The organism is Pseudomonas sp. FG-3G, from assembly GCF_901007645.1.
Taxonomy (GTDB): Bacteria; Pseudomonadota; Gammaproteobacteria; order Pseudomonadales; family Pseudomonadaceae; genus Aquipseudomonas; species Aquipseudomonas rhizophila.
This window is the reverse complement of sequence record NZ_CAAKGZ010000001.1, coordinates 105,522-127,089: the sequence shown is the minus strand read 5'-3', so window position 1 is coordinate 127,089 and position 21,568 is coordinate 105,522. Positions and strand designations below refer to the sequence as shown.

The window sequence follows — 21,568 nt, the reverse complement described above, 5'->3', positions numbered from 1 at the left end:
TGGGTCGCCCAAAGAGGTCGGGCTGCTGATCTATGGTGTCCAGACTGATCAGGGGTTGAAAGCCACCCCGTGAATCTGACGATCAGGATAGCAAGCGGAGCGCGCAGGCGCTAAATGAGCCAGAGGCCTGTGGGTGGGCGCCCGCCAAGGCAGAAACCCGGATTTTCCGGGTTGCTTCACGACACCCGTCCCTGAAGAGGGGCAAGCCCACAACAACGATCAACGACTACTGGAGGCGATCAGGTGTTGGCAGATACCTGTCTCCCGCTATGCGCATGAACTCACGCAGACTACGCCGTCCGACATCACGCCTAAACGTCGCAATGACATACTTGGAGTTGACCGTGTTGATCACCCAAAACCTACCTTCCTTCGTAACAGACTGAATGTCCGATGTCCGAATCAACCTACCATCTGCAAATCGTTGGTACGGCCCAGGGCAAATGTGACTGAACACAACGCCAACTGCACTGCATGCATGAATATGGACATTCACCAGATAGGCTGTGACCAGCCCGCCGTAGTCTTGACTCACTGCTTTGGCGATGCGAAGGAGGTCGAAGTCCGAGTAGCGCTTTTCGTGTAAATCGACTGCAACAGTATTGATGTCGTCCATGGCTACACGGCCTCAGACGCTGAGGCTACGCCGGTGGTCGCAGCACTGTGCCGATATAGCTCCCTGACCCCAACCAAGGCATCAACATCCAGATCGCGCTGATGAGTATTGACGTACACCTCACCACTCTCGACCTGCAGAACACAGATTGGCACTTCTGCCTGGTTGAAACCCATGGAAAGTGATTTCAGCTTTTCCATCTTCCAGCCTGACCCTTTGTTCATCCATGCCGGGGTAACGACCTGGACATCTTGAATGACCATGCTCTCGTCTTGGGAGACCAGCAGCTCCACCAAGCGAGGCTCATCGTTCAGCATCTCTTCATAAGCTACGAATCGCCCCTCATGCCGGCGCTTGAGGCTCACGTGATACCAATGTGTGACCAAGGATCGCGACATGGCGTGGAAGTGAGCGAGACCGTCCCCGAACATACCCACCGGGCCGGCCTGGTCTTGCATGCTAATCCTGAACATCGTGTTTCTCGAGTGAAGCAGGCCCGACCGGCGCACCTGCGGTTAACATAGGCCGAATATTGTCTTGAGCGATGCGGTCATCTCGCGGCCCTTGCCCACCAGCACATACACCGTGTTCCGGGTCTCGAACAAACAAACGCCGTCGAACGACTTGCACAGCGTCGAGCGTACCCAGCTCCCCGGCGGGAATCGGCCATGACCGTCAAAGGTCACACAATGTGCATACATGAACATCGGCTCCAAGCCTGTCGCACGTACCTTGGCAAGTGACTCAGGAGACTCGTCCACGTGGAAAATGAGCCAATCTTCGACGGTGCAATACGCCTTGCGTGGAAAGCGCTCAGATACCAGAACCTCAATTTCTGCGGGAGACAGCGACGTGCCAGCGGAGGAAATCTCGCCCTCCTGCAGCAGTCCAGGTTCTGAAGAATTATCCATAAATTGCAGCTCCTAGAAAAAGCGGACAGAAAACGGAGCTTTCTGCGGGTGCAAATCAGCGAGCGTTGATGCCTAAGTGGCCATCGCAATGACTATATACATTTGTTTGGCCTCGATCAAACCCGGCATACCGTCCTCTTTTTGGGAGAGGTTGCTCTGATGTCTTTGCGGAAGGCTTACGCAGCGACGCTGCAGTGGCTGAGAGTGAAGCGAGGCTTATCGCAAGCTGATTTTCCGGGTCAAGCTGATCAAGCCCACATCAGTAGGTTGGAAGCCTCAAAGACTTCAGCCAGCGTCGATCTGAGCGCAGATCTAGCTCATGCTTTGGGCCTGAGGCCTCTATCATTTCTGACACTTGTGGCTGCAGCTGATGAGGGCAAGACAGCGCGTTCTGTCTTGGATGAAGCGCTTGCTGAATTGACGCAACTCGGTGTATTGGATGAGGTTTTGCCAAGTGAGCCAAAAGCGCTTATCCCTCCCCAAACGGCGGCAGTAGTAGAGAAACTCAGCAAGGTACAGAAACTGAAAAGCACAGGGCTCTCACAAACTGAAGTAAGCAGGCTGCTAGGAATGCCCAGAACCACTGTCCGGCGCCTATGGCATCCTGAAGATTGACTGAGGTGTACAACCCATCACTGATGAAGGTATCAGCGCTGATGGTTCCGTGCCATTCTTGGAGGAACAAGGCCGCAACTGCGGCCTTGTTCTATTCAGGGTGTCACTCGTGTGAGTGTCCGTGTTCAGCGGACTCGGAGGTTTCTCCTTTCTCACCACCGCCGCATGCCGTCATCAGGCCGAAGAAGCAGATCAGGAGCATCGAACGAAACAGAGTGGTTGGGGTTTTCATTGGAAGGACTCTTCAAAATTTGGATGAAATAAATGGTCTGGTGCTGGCGGAGCGCTGAATTTTCCGCAGCAGGACAGCCATCGCTGTTTTGAATTACTGTTTGACGCTCAAGTAATCGCCGGTTGTATTCAGCGCGATGGTCACGGCGTTGTTGCTGCGATTACGCCAAAACCAACCATGGGTGCCGTCAAAAATGGCGGTAAATTCACCCTTGTCACTTTTGACCTGCTTGCCCTTGCTGTAGCTGTGGAAGTACCCCTTCTCACCGTTGTAGGGTTCGCCATGGGTATCGAAGTTCACAGGCCCACCAACCGCAGTCCATTCATAGCTGACAGACTTGCCCTTCAAGACTTCGAGCTTTATTTCCGTCCCTTCTCCGGGCTTGAGCGTGACGCTCATTTGATTAGTCTTCAAAGCTGAAGTGGGTGTGGGCGCCGGCTGAGCAACAGGTTTCGCAATAGGCTGGACTGGCGCAACCAGTGGAGCTGGAGCAGCAGCTTGCGGTGGCGCGGCATCCGCCAAAGCTTCCTGAGCAAGGATGATCTTCAATTCGCCCATTTGGGTCAGTCCCAGTGCTCGGCCCACACCCGTTGGATCGACGGCATATTCCGAAGCCATAACAACTGTCACCAGCAGGCCGACCGCAGTCAGCAGGGCAATGACAGTGGAGCGCACCAGTTTGCGGGTGCTTGGCAATTCATTAACAGTTGGAAGCGGAGTATTAAACATGGTCAGAATTCCTTACGCGGAGACAAACAGGCCGGTGATCTGGTAACCCATCAAGAGGAAACCGGCACTCATCATGGCGACGTTGGCGGTATAGGCGTGGCGCCAGAAACTGCCGGTGCGCCGCCAATACCCCATCAGAATGAGAATCGCGCTTAGGGCCAGCAGTTGGCCGATCTCAACACCAACGTTGAAGGCGATCAGGTTCGGAATCAGGCCATCCGGTGAGATCTCGTATTCCTGAATCTTGGTCGCCAGACCAAAACCGTGGAGCAAACCGAAAATTAGCGTCGCCACTTTGGTGTTGGGTTGGAAACCGAACCAGCGCTGGAATGCGCCCAAGTTGTCGAGCGCCTTGTACACCACCGAGAAGCCGATGATGGCGTCGATGATGTACGAGCTGATGCTGACCTCAGTCAGCACGCCCAGCAGCAGCGTGACCGAATGGCCTACAGCGAACAGCGTGACATACAGCCCCACGTCTTTCAGGCGATAGAGGAAGAAGATCACCCCGAACAAAAACAGCAGGTGGTCGTATCCGGTCATCATGTGCTTGGCGCCCATGTAGATGAAGGGCACCAACATGACGCCGGAGCTTTCCTGAATGAAGCCCTTGTCGCCTTCCGCAACAGCGTGAGCCATCGCCTCGGGCATTCCGAGGAAAAGTGCAGCGACGAATAAAAACAACAGCAATAGGGGGCGGTGCGAAGGCGTAATAAACGCGCCAGCGCCGCTCATCAAGTACGAATGCATAGATTAATCCTACGTTGCAGAGATCGAAGGCCGCAGTGCGGCCAAGGTCAAGATGCGAACGAAGGACGGGGTGGACGCTCGATCAAAAATATCGGCGGGAGGGGAACAGAGTGTCGAATCACATCGACCCGGATGGATAGCATTGGGGATGTCGCCAGCATCAACGCCGCTGTGAATTGCGGTGTTTCGTGCTGGTGATCAGGGGTCAATGGCGAATGGTAGTGATCTGAAAGACTCGAGTAGCTGGATGAAGCCTCTTCGCCGTGGGAGTGATGGGCGTCTTGCGTGATCTCCCAGGCTGGCTGTTTCGACGCCACTGATAACGAATAGGTATGCCCGGCCCAAGCCACCAACATGGCGAGAGCAAGCGCGATTACCACCGTAGTTGTCAGTGTTCTGCTGAACATGGCGTTAGGGTTTCAACTCGGATTATAGGGCTTTTACGCGTTTGACCGGATCCCCCTAGGGGGGATAGGATGCCAGCGTAATTCATTGAGGCCTGAGGCTCAAGTCATGAGTGAGCACGAACACGAACACGAACACAGCCATCCCCACACCCACCAAAGTCACGAGGCGATCATCAAACGTCTCAAGCGGGCGGACGGGCATTTACGCGGCATCATCACCATGATCGAAGAAGGTCGTGAGTGCGTTGACATTGCCCAGCAGCTTCACGCGGTCGAAAAAGCCGTTTGCCAAGCCAAACGTACACTCATCCAGGATCACATCGATCACTGCCTGGAAGACACCGTTTCGGCGTTAGGCAATGGCGAGCGCGCACCGCTGGAAGCCTTCAAACAAATCACAAAGTACCTCTAAGTCGACATGCCGAACTTCGCTGAACTGCTGCAACAAGGTGGGGCTAACGCCTGGCTGTATTTCCCGAGCGCTATCTTGCTGGGTGCTTTGCATGGCCTGGAACCGGGACACTCGAAAACCATGATGGCTGCGTTCATCGTGGCCATCCGTGGCTCGGTTAAACAGGCTGTTTTGTTGGGACTCGCCGCGACGCTATCGCACACCGCAGTGGTCTGGCTGGTCGCAATCGGTGGCATGTATCTGGGCAAAGGCCTGGACGCGCAAACCACCGAGCCGTACTTCCAGCTCGCGTCTGCTGCACTGATCATCCTGATTGCTCTGTGGATGCTGTGGCGTACCTGGCGTGGCGAGCAGATGTTTAAGCTTGAGCAGGATGATCACCACCACCACGGCGAGCATGACCATGATCATCATGATGAGACTCACCGAATCGATACTGGCCACGGCCATGTCGAACTGTCGATCTTCGAGAAAGGCATGCCACCGCACTGGCGCGTGAGGACATTGAGCGGGCACGCCTGGGCAGCCTCAGATGTTCGCCTGATCACGACGCGTCCGGACGGCAGTACCCAATCGTTCGCTTTCGTCGAGCGCCAAGGTTTCCTGGAGTCGACGGTCGATATTCCGGAGCCGCATGAGTTCAGGGCTCGATTGAGCCTTGGACATGCCGGGCATTCCCATGATTACGATCTGACGTTCCAAGAGCATGCTCACGGGCATGCGCATTCCGAACTGGAAGGTCTGGAGCTATCGATTGATGGCTATCAGGATGCGCATGAACGTGCTCATGCCAACGATATCCGTAAACGCTTCACCAACCGCGAAGTCACCACGGGCCAGATCGTCATGTTCGGTCTGACTGGCGGTCTGATTCCTTGTCCGGCAGCCATTACCGTTCTGTTGCTATGTCTTCAGGTTAAAGAAGTCGCGCTGGGAGGCATGCTTGTCCTGTGTTTCAGCACAGGATTGGCGCTCACCTTGGTCACTGTAGGTGCTGCTGCGGCAATTGGTGCTAAGCAGGCCTCCAACCGTTGGCCTTGGCTGGGCACCGTGGCTCGTCGTGCTCCGTACCTGTCCAGCGTGCTGATCATTGGTGTTGGTCTGTACGTGGGCTTCCATGGCTGGATCGGGCTGAACGCTTGAGGCAAGTCTTTGGTGTTTGAACTCACGAGCTACATTGGTCTGTTCGTGGCGGCATTCGGTGCCGCGACGTTATTGCCGATGCAGTCTGAAGCCGTGCTGGTCGGGATGTTGCTCTCCGACCGGTACGTCGTTTCTACGCTATTGGCTGTAGCCACTGTTGGCAACGTGCTTGGCTCCGCACTGAACTGGCTTCTGGGCCGTTCCGTTGAGCGATTCCGCCACAAGCGCTGGTTCCCCGTGAGCGAGAGCAAGTTAGAAAAAGCCCAGCAGTCCTATCTGCGCTACGGGCGCTGGTCACTGTTGTTGAGCTGGATGCCCATCATTGGCGACCCGCTGACAGTCGTCGCCGGAGTCATGCGCGAGCCAATCTGGAGTTTCCTGCTGATTGTCACCCTGGCCAAGGGCGTTCGTTATCTCGTGCTGACCGCCGTCACGCTGGGGTGGGCATGACGATGCTTACTGTCCCGCTTTCCCCACTCAAGAGCCGAAGCAGTAGCCTGGATCTGATCAAGTGGCTAGCGATGTTGACCATGGTTATCGATCACTTGCGGTTGGTGTGGCCGGAGATGAGCAACCTGTTCATTCCGGGAAGACTTTCCTTTCCGTTGTTCTGTGTCGCCATTGCGGCCAACGTGGCGCGCTCCAAACAGGGCGAGTTGTTGACGGCGGCGAATGGTCGATACCTTGCCTTGATGCTGGTGTTCGCCGCCATTTCAGAAGTGCCTTATCGCTACATCAGCACCTCGGGATCATTCAACGTGTTGGTGACGCTGGCATTGGGCCTGGTGATTGCCTGGGGATGGCAACATCGCACCCTGTTGAGCAGCGCTATGGCGTTATTGGCCGCCGCGATTGCCTACGTGCTGGATGATCCACTTATGTACGGCTTCTACGGTGCACTTGTTCCTGCGGCTGTCTTAATGGCAATTAAAGGCCCCGGTGTTCTTTGGCTGCTGCCTGCGGCTCTATGCTTGATGAGCAATACGCGAAGTAGCATCGTAACCAGGGCGCTGGACTTGGAAGTCTATTCATTGGTGGCGTTGAGCACCGCGTTCGCGGCGCCGCTGATCGGACTCTGGCTACTGCGTCAGACCTTCACCTTCAAGGTCTGGCCGGTGCGGCAATGGGGATACTGGTTCTATCCGGGCCACCTTGCCGCTTTGCAAGCGCTAAGGTTGCTGGTCTGAATACCGGTCACCAGCTTTAGCAAGTCCTAGGAACTCACGATCATCTGTTGGGCCATCGGCGATGCTGATCATCGATCACGTATGGATGTTCGTGATCCACACCGTCCTGGCCGTCGATGTGCGTGTGATCGCCCGGGAGATTCTCATGGGTGTGTTTGATCGACTCCTGGTCATGAACTGGGCGCCAGATCACGATGCTGACCAGCAGTGCACTGCCTGCCACCACAGCGAGGCCAACAAACGACGCCGTGAGGCTGATGTTGGCTCCCAGCCATCCCGCCAGTGGATAAGTAATCAACCAGCAAGCATGGGACAGCGCAAATTGGGCGGCAAACAACGCCGGGCGATCTTCGGCATGTGCCGAGCGACGCAACAGGCGACCGCTCGGAGTCTGGGCCAGCGAATAGCCCACCCCGAGCACCATCCACAGCGGCAGCAGGAAGTTGTAGGTGGTCAGGTTGATACCGACAGCCAAGCCTGCGACCAGTATTGCTCCGCCACACAACATGGCCGTTCGGTCTTTGATGTTTTTCAGCAGGCGAGGCAAGACCAGGGCCGAGATCATGGAACCACCACCAAACGCAGCCAGCGCCAATGCCGTTGAGCTTTGGGGCAGAGCGAAGCGCGACTGAACCAGCACCACGGTGTTGACGATGACCATGGCACTGGCAGCCGCTACCGTCAGGTTGAGAGCCAGCAGCCCTCGCAGGCGGGGCGTCGCTAGGAATATGCGCATGCCACGGGTAGTTCGTTCATAGATGCTGCGTCGTGGTACTTGCTTCGCCTTTGGCAACAACACCGTGGCGACTAGGGCGGCAGAAGCGAGGAAGCCGATGACCGTGCCGGCGAAAAGGTTATGGAAGCTGATCACGGTCAGCAGTGCGGCAGCGAGCATCGGGCTCGCGACACTTTCAAGATCGTAGGCCAGGCGCGATAACGACAGCGCACGCGTGTAGTCGTCTTCATCCGGCAGGATGTCTGGAATGGTCGCTTGGAACGTTGGAGTGAACGCTGCCGATGCGGACTGAAGGACGAAAATCAGCACGTAGATTTGCCAAACCTCGGTCACAAACGGGAGAGCAAGTGCGACCAGCGCCCGCACCAGATCCAGCGAGACAAGCATGGCTCTGCGAGGCAGGCGCTCTGCAAAAGCCGCTGCAATGGGCGCTACGCCAATGTAGGCCGTCATTTTGATAGCCAATGCCGTGCCGAGAACGGCACCTGCTTGGGCGCCTGCTAGATCGAACGCCAGTAAACCGAGCGCAACGGTGGCAAGGCCAGTACCTACGAGTGCAATCACTTGAGCCAAGAAAAGATGGCGATAGGTTCGGTTGGCTAGGATTTTCAGCATGAGAAATCTCAAAAGGAAACGCGTGCGCCTATCTGGTTACTGAGATTTCCCGAAGATAAAAGAACTACGAGTTTCTCGTTTTCAGATGATTTTATATCCCCCCTAGGGGGATATGAATTCATCCTAAACCAGAGCCGGAAGTAGCTCAAGAAATAAGCATCCGACCTTTGATCGAGTCTCCGGAGAAGTAGCTTGCTCAGTGAAGGCACTTAGCCATACGCTGCCGGGCGTGAGACCTCTCACGGATATAAAAATATGAGCAAGGAGCAAGCCCTGATGAAACTGTCCGCCATTTTGATCGCCGCTTTACTTTCGATTACGTCCGTTGCTGCCTTCGCGCACAGCGGCGGTACTGATTCAAAAGGTTGCCATCGCAACCATAAAACCAACGACTACCACTGCCATTAAATGGCAAAAGCCCAGCGTCAGGCTGGGCTTTGGTGTGAGCTGGTCACTTCAGATCCGAAGGGGCCTTGGTGTCTGACGGACGCTGTTTAATCCGCTGGTGCCAGCTAGCGCAACAGATGTACTGCTAGACCAGCGAGCGCACAGGCCATCAGTACCTGAATGACGCCGCGCTTGAAGCGGAACAATGCTATTGCGGCTGCGATGGCGATCAATGCAGAGGGCCAGTCGAGGTTACCGCTGAAGCCTTTAGGCCAAAGCACGTGATACCCGAAGAAGCACGCCAGATTGAGGATCACCCCAACTACGGCGGCGGTGATGGCGGTAAGCGGTGCAGTGAACTTGAGTTCGTTGTGGGTCGACTCAACCAGAGGCCCACCCGCAAGGATGAACAGGAACGAGGGTAAAAAGGTGAACCAGGTCACCAGGGCGGCTGCGACAGCTCCGGCCAGAAACACCTGATCAGCCCCGAACACTTGCGAGACATAGGCCCCGACGAAGCCGACGAAAGCCACCACCATGATCAGCGGCCCTGGCGTGGTTTCCCCCAGCGCAAGGCCGTCGATCATCTGTGTCGGGGTTAGCCAGCCATAGTGACCGACTGCGCCTTGATAGACATACGGCAGTACGGCATAAGCCCCGCCGAAGGTCAGCAATGCAGCTTTGGTAAAGAACCAGCTCATCTGGGTCAGGGTTCCTTCCCAACCAAAGAGCGCGGTCAAAACACCCATCGGCAAAGCCCATAGCAAGGCGCCAATAAGTGCGAGCGAGGCCAACTTCAACCAGCTGAACCGAGCATGTGCAGGGGACGGAGTGTCGTCATCGATTAAGGCCGGGCCGAAGGATTTTTTGGCGGCGCTATGGCCACCGGCTCTGAACTTCTCAGGTGCCAATCGCCCGCCGAGATATCCAATCAATGCTGCCCCTAAGACGATCAGCGGGAACGGAACATTGAATGCAAAGATCGCAGCAAATGAAGCCGCTGCTATCGCCCACAGCCAATTATTCTTCAGAGCCCGAGAGCCGATTCTATGCGCCGCCTGCACCACGATGGCCGTCACGGCGGGCTTGATGCCGTAGAAGAGTCCGGCTACCACGGGTACTTCGCCGAACGCGATGTACATCCACGACAGCGCGATCAGGATGAATAGTGAGGGCAGCACAAATAGCGCGCCGGCGATCACGCCTCCCCACGTTCGATGCATCAGCCAACCAATGTAAGTCGCCAATTGCTGAGCCTCGGGCCCTGGCAACAACATGCAGTAATTGAGGGCATGCAGAAATCTGCGTTCTGAAATCCAGCGTCTCCGCTCCACCAACTCCTGGTGCATGATCGAGATCTGGCCTGCTGGCCCACCGAAACTAATGAAACCGAGTTTCAACCAGAACCAGAACGCCTCACGCAGGCTGATCTGCTCAGGCCTCGATAGATCCGCTTCAACCTCTGGTGCCAGAACCTTACTCATCGAGTTGCTCCTCTCTCATGAACCCGGCAAGCAGGCCATCGAAGATGGCGCACGCGGCAGCCATTAGTAGGTCGTCGTCGGTAATGGTTTCTCGCAGCCCTGCCAGTACACGTTCGATGCCGGCAGCCTCTACCGGCTGAATACCGCCGACATCGAGGTAATGCACAAGGGCAGCCATGCGCCCTAGACCTGGTTCCTGGATTTCAAAACTGGCTTGGAGGGTTTCGAAAGTGACGCGGTTACCAACATGGCTGAAGGTCGCGCCATCAAAATCAAAACCCAAGGCATCGACGGGGCAATCCTGTGGAGTGTTCAACCAGCGGATCTGAGCTTGCGGGTCAATGAAGCGGCGAATCAGCCAAGCACAGGCCAGCCGGTCGACCCAAGGACGTTTGCGGGTTGCCCAGATACGGCCCTGATATTCGTCAATATTGAGTGCCGTTATCGGTTGGTCACTGCTGTGGGGCTCATCAGAACACAGGGCTCTACTGACCGCCGTCTCTAACTCCTGCAGAGCCGAATCGATCTGCTGCTTCGGCTTACCTGGAAAGTAATCGATGCTCGCTATCTGATCGTAGGTTTTGCGCAGCTTACGAATTTGCTTGGTCGTTGCCAGCGCATTTTCAGCATTCAACTGCCGACGGCAGTCTTCGATCTCTCCACCAAGCTTGGTGTAATCATCGTTACGGTCGAAAAGCTCGATAAAGCGCTCACCGTCCGGGTCGACGACCGGCAGGATGTAAGCGGTGCCATTGATCGCCAAGATATCTCGCTCGACAGAAGTCAGAGCCTCGCGACAGACACTCGTATCAGGCAGTAGATAAGCACCATCACGCAGAACCGCCGCACCTGAGGCTTTCAAGGCTCGCCATGCTCGCATACGCTCGGTGGCATTGGCGGTAGGCAGACAAAGAATAAGTGCAAGCCAGTTTTTCATGTAGAGGTTATTACGATTAATGTATTAATCGTTACGTTACACTTGGCTGTGGCGTTTGGGAAGCGACAATCAACACGGGCTTGCTGATAGCGCGTCCGGCGCCAAATGTCGTGCGGACGGGTCTGGTCGGCTGTCGAAGCCAAGATTCAAATTTGAGGTTACTGCGAGCTGAGCCAAGCCTCCATTTTTCGAAGCCTACCTATCTCGAATAGCGTTGGTTTGCCTAAGTCCAACAGCGCCAGCAATCCCTGTCTCTCGATCTTTGAAGGGAACCAATCAGTGATTTCGACACTGCAACGTTGGGCATCGCCTAAGTGCCCACTTGATAACCATGTTTGAAGCGGCCCGGTAATGATCTGCCATGAAAAGGCGCTTGTCCTCGACCAGCCAGCCACGTTTTGCGAGTTCATCAGTCACGTCGATGATCCCGGCGCTACCAAAAAAGTGGGCGGTATCCGGGTAATGAATACCCGCCAAGGAAATTTTCGCTATGCCCGAATCCCGGTCAAAGCAGGACAGGAAATGCCATCCCCCGGTGGTGCTTCCAGGGTGCGGGAAATTGATCGCAGCTTTTCCAGTGATGTCGTGCTCGCGCGAAACGCGTTTGAGATCAAAATCGAACAGTGGATGCGTCATGGCAGCTGTTTGAGGCGGGCTATACCCCGCTTAATGGGGCCAGCGTTATCGCCAATTGTCTCAAGGGCGCCACGGATGTTAACTCCGACTTCCGTGTGTCCCTGCGCTTCTACCTGGAGGGTCAATTCAATCAGGGCGGCCTCAAGGGCTAGCTGGTTTTGGTACAGCCTTTCCAAAATGTCTGGTAGTGAATAGTCGCCCTGCATTTGATCACCTCCATGGTAGGAAAGGCAGAATAGCAGCAGCCGAAGCGCGGTGTTATTCACTCAAAGATGATCAAGCAAGCGGAGCGCGCAGGCGACAGCCGAAGGCGCGAGGATGGAAGCCCGCAGGGCCATGACCCTGGCGTCAGCCAGAGCATGGTTCACGACAGCCGTCCCCGTCAGGGGCGCGCCATGAATGCGTTGAGTCAGATTTCCTTCAAAAGCCTCTCAAGCGTCTGGTGTTCCCAGACGGAGAGCAGGGCAACAGGATCAGTCCCATATCGATCACCTGAGTCAAACGACCAGCGCCGATCACCCGGGCTCACGCATTCTTCGCAGTAGTCGAGGTCGTCGCAGTCGTTGTAAATCGATAGCCGCCAACCGTCGACGTTCACCAGTAAATGGCCTGCATAGATCTCATCCCAGGACTGATGCCCCACCTTTTTCATGGTATGACGCTCGAATATGACGTCTCGCAGTACCTGACAAACCTCTCTCGCTGAGAGGTGAGTTGCAGTGTCAGTGGGCATTTCACAACCTCGAAGGCCTGCGCGGCTTGGCAGCAAGTTCTCCATGACGGATCAGCCTGATACGCTTAATGCAAGATGTTCGCACTGCGACCACTCCTTCCCTTGAATTCGCCACACAACTTCCGCAAAGGATACACCGCAGGTGCGAGCGGCTAGGCTCCATGCAATGCATCGCAGCGTGTGAGGATATGTTGCGTCCTATCAACGCCCAGGAGCGACCTCCAGGTAAATTGGAGAATCAGGTAGATGAGTCATAACGAAGAACTCCGGAATCGAGAGAAGGCCAGGCGGAAGGCTTTGTGGGCGTTGGCCTCTCTTCCACCTGGAGATCCTAGGGCGCTCGACGTCCTAGATGTTCTCGACGACATTGAGCTGAGCGAGGCCTATGAAATCTCACGCCCGGTAACGGTACTCAGTGTGGGACAGCTCCGTGATGCCATTCCTATCGAGCCTCATCCGATTGGCTGCCACATAGTCCGCGAAGAAAACATCCCACTACCGTGGCGAGAGCGATTCCTTCATGCGAGCTTAGGGTCAACGCGTGTAGCAGAAGGGCCATACGCACACGATTGGGAGAAGTTTTTGGATGAATGGGAGCAGGAGATGCAGCATCTGCAGAGTCACCGTGACGCACAAGCGGCGCGAGGCTAGTTCGGCGATGGGAACACTTATGCATGAGCAGTCCATGTAGCCCGTAGAAGTCGCAGGGTTCAAACAGGAGCAGCAGGGTGGAGCAGCCTTCGTTCTTTATTGATTTCGAGGCATCAGGAATAGCCCCGGATAGCTATCCAATCCAGGTGGCTGTGGTGTCGAGTGAGAGCTCCTTCAACTCGCTGATCAAGCCAGCCCGCTACTGGACGCATTGGTCGTTCGATGCGCAAGACATGCATGGTCTTTGTCAGGATCAATTGCGTGAGCAGGGTGATACCCCAAATGCTGTGGCGAGACGTATGAACCAGCTGTTTTTAGGGCAGGTTCTTTGCAGCGACTCGCCACAAGACAGCTTTTGGCTCGATGTCCTGTACGAGGCAGCAGATCTTATACCTACCTTCGAGCTGAAGCCGTTGGAGGTGTTTGTGGGGCGGGAGGCTGCGAGTGAGATCTACCGCCTACTGCCAACAACCAAGCACCATCGCGCCCTCGATGACGCGAGCGCTTTGATGAGTGCTTGCCGCGCATTTTTCCAAGTTTGAGCTTTCAAGAGACGGTTAACACTTCCTGCTATAACGATTAATTTGCGAGACACAACCTGAGAGAAGACGGTGCCATATCTGATCAATGATGAATGGTTTGCAACGAAGGACGCAGTCAAAGATCGCTGCCGAGAGATCCTGGCTAGGACGCCTGACAGCACGCTGGTGAGTGACGCTGATTCTGATTTTCTGTACGAGCTTTTCCAGCACCACGATGAATGGACGGAGAAAGCCGGAGAGGGCGTCAAGTGCATCACCACCCAAATGACATCTCACGGTACTCGCTGCTTTATGCTTCGTCGGCATTGCGATACGGAAATTGATATTGGCTTCACGCACGCGGTAAAGCTCATCCCTAGCACTCGAGCAAAAGAGCGTCAGCCACAAAAACTCCTCGACTTTCGGGCAGGTGCTCGCACAGCAATCACTGAACAGATCCGACTTTTCCGAGACCAAGGGTTGGTCGTTGCAGCTTCGTGTCCGGTGACAGGAGAATCACTGGGGCGACATAACGTGGCCGTAGACCACCTAGCACCCAACACTTTTGATCAGCTGCTTTTCAGTTTCTGCCAGGCAAACCAAATCAATCCGCTCGACGTGGTTGTGGGATCGCGTGATGGTGTGGTCGCCTTTCTGGAGGACACGAGCCTGCGCGTAGCCTGGGAAGACTTTCACCTCAAGCAGGCACAGCTGAGGATCATTTCGAAGACCGGTAACCTCAAGCTACCCAAGCCATCCATCCCCTGGGCGGAGCTGTGCAGGCCTTTCTAAAGGGCTGGTAACCGTCACACGTCATTAGAAAGATAGCATCGCGCAGTACCAGGGCTCAGTAGAGGCTCGAATGTTCGAACAGTTAGAAGCGCAGATTTGGTGGCGAAGGCTCTATGACGGGCATCGCAGCCTTTTACCTGTGGTGCGTGGAAGCTGCAGACCCATTACCATGCCCGCTTCTAGGATCATCGAGGTAATGATATATGGGCATCTGTATACCGCTCCGCCACCCCAGGGGATGCGGCGAATTGTTTTCGCGTTGAGAGCCTAGCCTGCGCTGGCGACGCGAACGCCACGCTGGAAGACTTTCAGGATTGGATTCAACGTACTCCTGAGAACTTCCTCATCTATGAGCATGAAGGCAAGTTCGTAGGCTTCGCTCATTTTGGCCACTCGAATGACGACTTCATCTCGGAAGAAGGTTTCAAGGAACAGTGCAATGAGGATGCATCTGCCCCCTACCTCCACGTCAGATCCATTGCGGTCGGCCCGTCGTTTGCACGACATCGCTTCCTGTCAGCACTGATCGAAAATCTTGAGTCCATTCCGGAAGAGCTCAACAAAAAGTCAGTTCATTTGCGTTGCAGGGATCAGTACGTCGACTTTTTTCGGGAGCAGCGCTACCGATACCTTCAGGAAATGAGATCTGACGAGATCAGCACCTGGCATGAGATGGGCATCAATTTAATGTGGAATTGATCACTTAAGCCAATCGCGCGCCCGGCTAAAGTGAATGTTTCTCGAGTTGAGGTTGGTGATCATGCGGCTGGCTAATCATGGCAAGCGGAGCGCGCAGGCGTGCGGGATGGAAGCCCGAAGGGCCGAGACACGGTCTCGGTGCACGACAGCCCACCCCGGAGGGGACGCCCCAACGCCAGGTCGATAAGCGAGAAGTGAAGACCAAGCTACGAGGATTTTTCGATGGGAATGACAGACGATGACGACACAGTCTACTGCGACATTCAGATGCCCTTGGCTCAAGGTCGAGAGCTATTGCTCTTGGTGACAACACTGAGGGAGTCCACTGCCCATCCGACGCTCAACAGGGTCTTCGAGCGCATGCAGCGCGAGCTGAGCATCTCAATCGATATCGTTGAAAACCCACCGACTTGGGGCCCATGGTGCCAGTAACATCCCCGACCATCAGAGCTCGGCATCCCAAGCGTCCATCGCCTCACTAACAGTCGTGAACCAATGAAGTTCACCACACTGCAGGGCATAAGCGACTCGGGTGGGTGTATCGCTGTCGATCCAACGCGGAAGACTCTCCGCATCCTCGGAGAACAGGCTAACTACCGTTACCGCGAATCGACCTGTACTCAAGCCCTGGAGGCACGTGTAGCGCACAGCAGCGCCGCTGGTAAGCCTTCGCCAAGCCACGACCTCGATACAGTCCAGGTCTCTTTCTAGAGCCTCCACGATAAGACTCCCTCCCTGATCTGCCACGGAAGTGGATTCCAGGCCAGGCGCTCGTGGCTTGTGGACAAGATGCTTCAACTGCTCACGTGCGGCGTTTATGTGGTCGCGGAGCTCTTCGGGGTCGATTGACACGCCACCCCGGTCAGTCACCGAGAGGGTCTTCAAGGAGTTCGCCGCCCGGATGAACTCGCGTTCACGCGCTTTCTCCCAGTCAGGGCGACGGTCGTGGTTTATAAAGCACCACAGCTTTGCGAGGAGATTCAATAGGAGCATCTGCTGTCTCAACCGTACAGAAATACTGAATTAGAGAGTCGTAGTAACCGGGGAGAATACTGTGAGCTATCTATTCGGCTGTCGTTGTCCGCTGGCAATTTCCTGCTCCAATACATCGACCATGTTATGTAGCTGCTGATTCTCATGGTGCATCTCGTTGATTTTATGAAGCAGTTTCTGATTCTCTTCCTTGTAGTAATCACGCGCCGCTGCTGTCTGCTTGATCGTCCTCGCCTGCGAAGCACTGTCAGCCCTCGCATCTTGAAGCTGAGTAAACCAGTAGATGATTTCCAGCCTGCTTCGCTCCAACTGCTCCTCGGGTGAGCCAGATGCTGCTTTTGCTGCAGCGTGGTCTTTCTTCTGCTGGGCACGTTTCGTCTTGATCTCTTCGATTCGCGCTTTCGGCCATTGGCGGAAGTAGAGGGTGTTCCGATGCACGTTAGCTAGCTTGGCCAGCCGGCTTATAGTTGCCGGAATGGACGGATCCTTTGCTATTTTTTCCAGCGCTGCATCAATCGCCCGACTGACAGCCTCAAAGTTTTCCTCATTCTTGGAGTCATAGGCGCTGCTCATACCACCATCTCGATGCCCAGTTGAAGGAGCACTCCTTTGGCCTCTGAAATTGCGAGCCTCATTTGCTCGATGGACAAGGTCGCGTCATCTGAGTCTCGCAGCTCCGCATAAGCTGCTGCAGGATCTGTCTCATACCCCCTGAGTGCTAAGGTATTTTGGATGTAGATTTCTTGCCACTTTGGCGCATTAGCCTCAGTTACCACGGCATTCTTGCATCGGTTGGGGTTACAGCGCAGTGAACCGATGCAAGGAATTGAGGGATCGTCCAACTCCGTTGCGTTGCCATAGCAATAGCCTTGGCCCACATTGATTACCGCGAAATTCAGCTCAGCCATTCGCTCAAAGATTTCTTTGTTCGAATAACCGGCCTCGAGATAACCTTTAAAATAGTTTTCAAGCCGAGCACGATGCGCGGGAGCGTTCTCGCCTGCATAACCCCCGGCGGGATTCAGGGAGTTCATGATGAATTCCGTCTCGGCATGCACTCGACCAGGAGCATCTGGGCCACCACCTGACGTAAGAGCCTCACCAATACCGCCATAGTCAATCGTGACGGTGCCTAACTGATTCCAGCGCTCATCTTGGCCGATGGTGCTGGCATGGTGACCAAAGTGTTTGAGCTGATAGGACATGAACGGCAGGCCCACGGCAGCCCTGAGCATCTGGTTCGCTAACGAATGTCTGAGCGTGTATGGCGATACTTCGATCTCGTCATACTCTTCGACGGTCAAGGTTTTAGACAAAAATGCGCAAAGCTGATGACCTAGACCAGACCCGCTCAGCGAATTCGCCTCATGCTGCATGCCCGGCTTGATGGTATTCATGTTTGAGAAGAGGTATGGATTCTGCTTGAACCGGTTCAAGATCTGTAGTGCCTTTACCGCGTCCTTGACGATTGGAATTGCAACCCACATATCGTCAAAGAGTTTCCTGACAGCCTCTCGATTTTTGATGACCCTGCTGGTGATGAGATCGTGTCCAAATTCGTCGACCGTCAGACAGTCATCAATCAAGCAGCCGGAAAGCTCGGACGGCCTCATACCGGTGTACTGACCGATGATGTAGCTTGCGCTGTTGCTGATGTGTGTCAGGTACTCATACAGGTCGTTGTCCATCGGGGCGCGAGTCAATTTACACAGCGCTTCTTTGTCCTTGAGCATGCCAAGGTTTTGAGGCGACCAGAAAACAGGCTCTAGGTTATACAAGTAAGGCTCCACTTCGAGTCCTGTATAACCGCGCGAGGTCAGGCGTATCGCCACATAAATGTCGTAATTTCTCCGCGTGATCTTGGCTTTCTTAGCCTGGTCATAGCCCATCATATCGATCCGGCTCAGCGTATCCTGATCCGAGATGTCCTCTTTCAGCGCTTTAAGAAAATCTACAACTGCGAAAGAACCTTCTCGGGAGCTCTTCTCGAAAATTTTGTTGCTGAACCATTTGCTTCTGGTACGGGTTTGTTTATTTTTGACGCTGTTTTGCTTCCACCCAAGATTCTCAAGGTCGACGTACACCAACGGCCTGGGAAAAAGATTTTCGACAAGGAAGTGAGACCTGAGAACCTGGAAACCATTGAGCATCACTCCCCGGAATGCTCGGTCGAAGACCTCAGCCTCAGTCCGGTAATCTTGTTCGGTAAAGTCTGCGAGGCTGAAATGCGATCCTTCGAAGAAGCGATCCCCATGCTCCACTCGCTTGCGTGCGCACATCTGATTGATAAACGGGATCACAGATTTGAAGATATCCAACACGGTATGGGGTTTGTAGCTTCTAGGCTTCTTGGTATGGCGAAGAGCTCCAGGGATCTCCAACATGCAAAGGATAGCGACCTTCAGTTCGAAAAGGATTGTGCTGTTCAGGCTCTCATAGATTCCGAAGTCAATCCGGGATTTTGAGCCCTGTATGTCTCTTGCCAAGATGTGAGACTCACCGTTGAAGTCCCAGATCAAATGCTTCACGAGGCTCAACTTGCTGGCAGGAAGGTTCATCAGTGCTTCGAGCAACTCAAGTGCGGTCACTCCATCGTTGGAATGAGAGATAGCCACAATGAGCTCATTGCCTAAATAGCCCAAGAACCGCTCACGTACCGCTTTGATCTTGTAAATGAGCTTATCGAATCCAAGGTTCATAGGGAAACTGCCTCAATCATCGGGTTAGTGACGATGTGCTCTGCCAACCGGCGAGCCTCCTCCAGCTGCTCCGCCGTGAACCCCTGCTCGGAAGGCGTGAGAATGCTGTTCAGTACCTCCAGATTTTCACGGATGACACTGCCGTATGGTGTTTCTGCGACATTGCTGGTGGACATAATCGAAATGTAGTCCCACTGCATCGCAAATAGGTCTGGCAGGTTGGATACGGTGATGATGGAGTTGCTGCATGACAAGCACTTGTTCAGCAGCGAGCACTTACTGCCTTTTTTGTAGCTCGGCAGCTTTGTGATTTCATCAGGAGGATTTAGGGCGTCCCTGCAACTGACCAAACCTGTCTTAATGATCACCGGTGACGAACTTGTACCTGGGGTACTTGGCTTCTGCTTGGTCGCCGATTTAGCATCCTGGATGATCGTACCTTTGTGAATCTCGGTAAGAGCTTTGGAGTTGACCTCTCGAGCCGTCTTGTTGAATTCCAACTTATCGAGATAATTGATAGTGGTTTTGTGGGATCCGTGACCAAGAATCACTTGGATTTCCCTGATTGAGACGCCCTGCTCAACAAGATCCGCCACAAGACTGGGCCGGAGTCGAGAAGCCGAGATATTCAGATCCTCACCTCCCTCAGTTTTGAGGTTGTGATCCTTGGCAAACTGGTTCATCACATTGTTGATAAGTGTGGAGTTTTCGAACGACTTCACCTTCCTGAATTCGCTTTGTTTCTGGGACTCGTAAATGAACAGTCTTTCTTTGACAGAGCTTTCGGCGAGCTCTCGAATGTGCCGAGTCAGATGAGCGACCTCGCTGAAGATCTTCCTGACCTCCATGCTTTGTGCCCGTGTGAGCCACGTCCAATCCGCGTACATGAGATCAAGGTGAAGAACCTTTCCTCCACCTGACCGCTCTTTCCAGTAACGAAGATAAGGGCGTTGGGTCAGTTCGTGGCTCTCTACGAAATCATCGACATCCAGGCTCTTCAGAGAGTCGGCGTTAAGGCCTGTTACCTGTGCCAAGCGAGTAATGTAAGGGGCAATCGTCCTAGATGTTATTTGGTAGATTACCCCCCAGCTGGCATAGGTTTTCGTGACCCCAAGCCCCCCGATTCTCAGTAAACGTGCGAAGCCCTGCTCGTACTTGCTCTCAGCATCCGCCGACCACCTGCTGATGGGCCGACAGTCGAGTTTGTTCTCGAAGATCCACCGAGCGTTTTCTAAGGTGGCCATACCTTTGACGATGTGTCCATTCACGTCCAACGGATCACAGCCGCCATGGAAGGAAACATACTCCTTCGCCAACTCGTTGGTCTGTTGCCGTTCCATGTCACAGGCTTTCTGGATCGCCGTCCTTGTAAACTTAGGGTAAGGGCGATACATATCGGTCTGCCGACCGGTGTCGAATCCCTGCACATCAATAAAAGATGAAAGGCCAAAGCCTCGAATCTTCACTGTGCGCTTTAACATTGAACGGACTGCCGACAAAACCCCATTAGCATAATTCGACGTTAGGGTGCCCGATTCCATTTGGTCGACAAGGTACTTCCTGAATCGCGTTAAGTAGTGGGCCGTGACGTATTCCCGAGGATCCTCACCTCCCTTAAAACCTACCTCGGTCAAATGCATGGACATCTGCCGGAAGGCGTCACTGTATTTTTGCTGACCGGATGAGGATTTCGATTTCATCGACGCGGCGGCGAACATATGCAGAAGCTTGCTGAAGGGGCGACCCGAGTCTTCCGCCAGATCACCGAACTTCGAAAGTCCAACCAGCCTTAGCTGAGAGAGCGCCTTGGTAATAGAGTCTTTTGGCGTTGCTTCTTGTTTTTTCTGCCCAGCTTCAGCCGTCCGCTCTTTGCAGTTCTTGTAATTAGCATTGATTACGCCAAGGTTCGTCAGGTCGAGGAGGATCTCTTGGAAGGTTTGTTCAACGATGGAGAAATTGGCGCGAGCCTGTTTCAGGTTTTTCATGCCGTCAACCTGATAAAGGCTGGCTTTCGACGAGATGGTATTGCCGAACCCTGGGATGTTTCGCTTCTCTGTCTCACTTAGGTTTTCGTACCAGCAGAGAAGTTTGCGGCGCCACTCATTCGCGATTGAGGGGTGGTCGGGGATCACGATCTTTTCCTCGATCATTCGCTGGATGATTGAGTCGAGGATGTCTTCCCTAGTGTTGAAGGTGTTGCCGCTCGTTTCCAGCTCTTTTAAGAGATACGTGTAAGCCGGCCTCAGCTTTCCCCTTTGAGAAAGCTGCACGTTCAAGAGAGATTGGCGGCTGCTTTTAATCCTTGTGGCCCAAGTCTGAATCGCCACAGTGACTTCGGATTTCAAACGTTTCGGGCGTCTGGCTTGGCTGGCGAGCTCGGCTTCGGTGTGAGCATGAGCTGCTGCTAGCTCATCGGGCGAATGATGTGTAGTGCTCATTTTTGGCTTCTTTGGGCGTACAGGTGGGCACAGAGCAGCATGAGGGTTCCTCCCGGTTTGTAGCCGGAAATGAACACCATAGCGAAGCGATGGTCAAGCAGGTTAAAGTAAAAAAACCATGTAAATCAATGAGTTAAGGGTATGCTGTTAGCATACCCTTAAGCTAAGCCGTTGTCCTGCCAGGCTTTTTCGTCGCTATGTCGTGCCCAGCTGCGTCAGAAATTGCTGGGGAGTTTTTACGGACG

General features: G+C 54.3%; 24 protein-coding genes and 1 pseudogene. 10 read left to right on the top strand and 15 right to left on the bottom strand.

Annotated elements, in window-relative coordinates; all coding sequences use genetic code 11:
* Window positions 1-226: 226 nt before the first annotated feature.
* The 3 genes from PSEUDOMOFG3G_RS00560 to PSEUDOMOFG3G_RS00550 are packed head-to-tail and all read right to left on the bottom strand — an operon-like array spanning window position 227 to window position 1,527.
* The gene (locus tag PSEUDOMOFG3G_RS00560) at window positions 227-616 is read right to left on the bottom strand and encodes a hypothetical protein (RefSeq protein ID WP_139048529.1); all 390 of its coding nucleotides are present in this window, start codon (window positions 614-616) and stop codon (window positions 227-229) included.
* Between the two features lie 2 nt (window positions 617-618).
* On the bottom strand, window positions 619-1,089 hold the full coding sequence (locus PSEUDOMOFG3G_RS00555) for a hypothetical protein (RefSeq protein WP_139048528.1): 471 nt from the start codon (window positions 1,087-1,089) through the stop codon (window positions 619-621).
* 42 nt (window positions 1,090-1,131) lie between these two features.
* A complete protein-coding gene (locus tag PSEUDOMOFG3G_RS00550) occupies window positions 1,132-1,527 on the bottom strand; it encodes a hypothetical protein (protein WP_139048527.1) in 396 nt (131 codons plus the stop codon).
* A 159-nt stretch (window positions 1,528-1,686) separates the two neighbouring features.
* Here PSEUDOMOFG3G_RS00550 and PSEUDOMOFG3G_RS00545 point away from each other — a divergent pair, with 159 nt between their 5' ends.
* Window positions 1,687-2,142, top strand: coding sequence for a helix-turn-helix domain-containing protein (locus tag PSEUDOMOFG3G_RS00545; protein ID WP_139048526.1), 456 nt, complete (start codon window positions 1,687-1,689; stop codon window positions 2,140-2,142).
* Between the two features lie 325 nt (window positions 2,143-2,467).
* Here the strand turns inward: PSEUDOMOFG3G_RS00545 and PSEUDOMOFG3G_RS00540 are convergent, their stop codons facing one another.
* Entirely contained in the window at window positions 2,468-3,103 is a 636-nt protein-coding gene (locus tag PSEUDOMOFG3G_RS00540) for a transmembrane anchor protein (protein ID WP_139048525.1), read from the bottom strand.
* A 12-nt stretch (window positions 3,104-3,115) separates the two neighbouring features.
* Window positions 3,116-3,853: a HupE/UreJ family protein gene (locus PSEUDOMOFG3G_RS00535; RefSeq protein WP_139048524.1), complete on the bottom strand. Its 738-nt coding sequence runs from the start codon at window positions 3,851-3,853 to the stop codon at window positions 3,116-3,118.
* Between the two features lie 513 nt (window positions 3,854-4,366).
* Between PSEUDOMOFG3G_RS00535 and PSEUDOMOFG3G_RS00530 the strand changes: the two genes are divergently transcribed.
* Genes PSEUDOMOFG3G_RS00530 through PSEUDOMOFG3G_RS00515 form a run of 4 tightly spaced genes read left to right on the top strand, consistent with a single transcriptional unit; the run spans window position 4,367 to window position 7,002 of the window.
* On the top strand, window positions 4,367-4,672 hold the full coding sequence (locus PSEUDOMOFG3G_RS00530; protein WP_139048522.1) for a metal-sensing transcriptional repressor: 306 nt from the start codon (window positions 4,367-4,369) through the stop codon (window positions 4,670-4,672).
* A 6-nt stretch (window positions 4,673-4,678) separates the two neighbouring features.
* Window positions 4,679-5,815, top strand: a complete 1,137-nt coding sequence (locus tag PSEUDOMOFG3G_RS00525) for a nickel/cobalt efflux protein RcnA (protein WP_139048521.1) — start codon at window positions 4,679-4,681, stop codon at window positions 5,813-5,815.
* 12 nt (window positions 5,816-5,827) lie between these two features.
* Complete coding sequence (locus PSEUDOMOFG3G_RS00520; RefSeq protein WP_139048520.1) at window positions 5,828-6,265, top strand: YqaA family protein; 438 nt, start codon at window positions 5,828-5,830, stop codon at window positions 6,263-6,265.
* The gene (locus PSEUDOMOFG3G_RS00515; RefSeq protein ID WP_139048519.1) at window positions 6,262-7,002 is read left to right on the top strand and encodes a TraX family protein; all 741 of its coding nucleotides are present in this window, start codon (window positions 6,262-6,264) and stop codon (window positions 7,000-7,002) included. Before PSEUDOMOFG3G_RS00520 ends, PSEUDOMOFG3G_RS00515 begins: the two co-directional genes overlap by 4 nt.
* 40 nt (window positions 7,003-7,042) lie before the next feature.
* Here PSEUDOMOFG3G_RS00515 and PSEUDOMOFG3G_RS00510 read toward each other — a convergent pair whose 3' ends face one another.
* Window positions 7,043-8,353: an MFS transporter gene (locus PSEUDOMOFG3G_RS00510; RefSeq protein WP_139048518.1), complete on the bottom strand. Its 1,311-nt coding sequence runs from the start codon at window positions 8,351-8,353 to the stop codon at window positions 7,043-7,045.
* 255 nt (window positions 8,354-8,608) lie between these two features.
* On the opposite strand from PSEUDOMOFG3G_RS00510, the gene PSEUDOMOFG3G_RS00505 reads away from it, so the two are divergent.
* Window positions 8,609-8,761 (top strand): YHYH domain-containing protein, encoded by a 153-nt coding sequence (locus PSEUDOMOFG3G_RS00505; protein ID WP_223656464.1) that lies wholly within the window; start codon window positions 8,609-8,611, stop codon window positions 8,759-8,761.
* 104 nt (window positions 8,762-8,865) lie between these two features.
* Here the strand turns inward: PSEUDOMOFG3G_RS00505 and chrA are convergent, their stop codons facing one another.
* The 5 genes and pseudogenes from chrA to PSEUDOMOFG3G_RS00485 all read right to left on the bottom strand — a co-directional run bounded on the left by chrA (window position 8,866) and on the right by PSEUDOMOFG3G_RS00485 (window position 12,449).
* Window positions 8,866-10,224: a chromate efflux transporter gene (gene chrA / locus PSEUDOMOFG3G_RS00500; RefSeq protein ID WP_139048517.1), complete on the bottom strand. Its 1,359-nt coding sequence runs from the start codon at window positions 10,222-10,224 to the stop codon at window positions 8,866-8,868.
* Window positions 10,217-11,161, bottom strand: a complete 945-nt coding sequence (locus PSEUDOMOFG3G_RS00495; RefSeq protein WP_139048516.1) for a chromate resistance protein ChrB domain-containing protein — start codon at window positions 11,159-11,161, stop codon at window positions 10,217-10,219. Before PSEUDOMOFG3G_RS00495 ends, chrA begins: the two co-directional genes overlap by 8 nt.
* A gap of 158 nt (window positions 11,162-11,319) precedes the next feature.
* Window positions 11,320-11,797: pseudogene (locus tag PSEUDOMOFG3G_RS00490) on the bottom strand (hypothetical protein).
* The gene (locus PSEUDOMOFG3G_RS27945; protein WP_139048515.1) at window positions 11,794-12,003 is read right to left on the bottom strand and encodes a hypothetical protein; all 210 of its coding nucleotides are present in this window, start codon (window positions 12,001-12,003) and stop codon (window positions 11,794-11,796) included. Before PSEUDOMOFG3G_RS27945 ends, PSEUDOMOFG3G_RS00490 begins: the two are co-directional and overlap by 4 nt.
* Window positions 12,004-12,206: 203 nt before the next feature.
* Entirely contained in the window at window positions 12,207-12,449 is a 243-nt protein-coding gene (locus PSEUDOMOFG3G_RS00485) for a hypothetical protein (RefSeq protein ID WP_306670300.1), read from the bottom strand.
* Between the two features lie 809 nt (window positions 12,450-13,258).
* Here PSEUDOMOFG3G_RS00485 and PSEUDOMOFG3G_RS00480 point away from each other — a divergent pair.
* The 4 genes from PSEUDOMOFG3G_RS00480 to PSEUDOMOFG3G_RS27935 all read left to right on the top strand — a co-directional run bounded on the left by PSEUDOMOFG3G_RS00480 (window position 13,259) and on the right by PSEUDOMOFG3G_RS27935 (window position 15,625).
* A complete protein-coding gene (locus tag PSEUDOMOFG3G_RS00480) occupies window positions 13,259-13,723 on the top strand; it encodes a hypothetical protein (RefSeq protein ID WP_139048513.1) in 465 nt (154 codons plus the stop codon).
* Window positions 13,724-13,792: 69 nt separating this feature from the next.
* Complete coding sequence (locus PSEUDOMOFG3G_RS00475; RefSeq protein ID WP_139048512.1) at window positions 13,793-14,494, top strand: DUF3223 domain-containing protein; 702 nt, start codon at window positions 13,793-13,795, stop codon at window positions 14,492-14,494.
* A 201-nt stretch (window positions 14,495-14,695) separates the two neighbouring features.
* Window positions 14,696-15,193, top strand: a complete 498-nt coding sequence (locus tag PSEUDOMOFG3G_RS28270) for a GNAT family N-acetyltransferase (protein ID WP_139048577.1) — start codon at window positions 14,696-14,698, stop codon at window positions 15,191-15,193.
* 222 nt (window positions 15,194-15,415) lie between these two features.
* The gene (locus PSEUDOMOFG3G_RS27935; RefSeq protein WP_139048511.1) at window positions 15,416-15,625 is read left to right on the top strand and encodes a hypothetical protein; all 210 of its coding nucleotides are present in this window, start codon (window positions 15,416-15,418) and stop codon (window positions 15,623-15,625) included.
* A gap of 12 nt (window positions 15,626-15,637) precedes the next feature.
* On the opposite strand, the gene PSEUDOMOFG3G_RS00465 is transcribed toward PSEUDOMOFG3G_RS27935, so the two are convergent.
* The 4 genes from PSEUDOMOFG3G_RS00465 to PSEUDOMOFG3G_RS00450 all read right to left on the bottom strand — a co-directional run bounded on the left by PSEUDOMOFG3G_RS00465 (window position 15,638) and on the right by PSEUDOMOFG3G_RS00450 (window position 21,323).
* The gene (locus PSEUDOMOFG3G_RS00465; RefSeq protein ID WP_131672243.1) at window positions 15,638-16,186 is read right to left on the bottom strand and encodes a hypothetical protein; all 549 of its coding nucleotides are present in this window, start codon (window positions 16,184-16,186) and stop codon (window positions 15,638-15,640) included.
* 66 nt (window positions 16,187-16,252) lie between these two features.
* Window positions 16,253-16,759 (bottom strand): hypothetical protein, encoded by a 507-nt coding sequence (locus tag PSEUDOMOFG3G_RS00460; RefSeq protein WP_139048510.1) that lies wholly within the window; start codon window positions 16,757-16,759, stop codon window positions 16,253-16,255.
* Complete coding sequence (locus PSEUDOMOFG3G_RS00455) at window positions 16,756-18,885, bottom strand: phage integrase family protein (RefSeq protein ID WP_139048509.1); 2,130 nt, start codon at window positions 18,883-18,885, stop codon at window positions 16,756-16,758. The genes PSEUDOMOFG3G_RS00460 and PSEUDOMOFG3G_RS00455 overlap by 4 nt, the downstream gene beginning before the upstream one ends.
* Entirely contained in the window at window positions 18,882-21,323 is a 2,442-nt protein-coding gene (locus PSEUDOMOFG3G_RS00450) for a tyrosine-type recombinase/integrase (protein ID WP_139048508.1), read from the bottom strand. The genes PSEUDOMOFG3G_RS00455 and PSEUDOMOFG3G_RS00450 overlap by 4 nt, the downstream gene beginning before the upstream one ends.
* Window positions 21,324-21,568 lie beyond the last annotated feature (245 nt).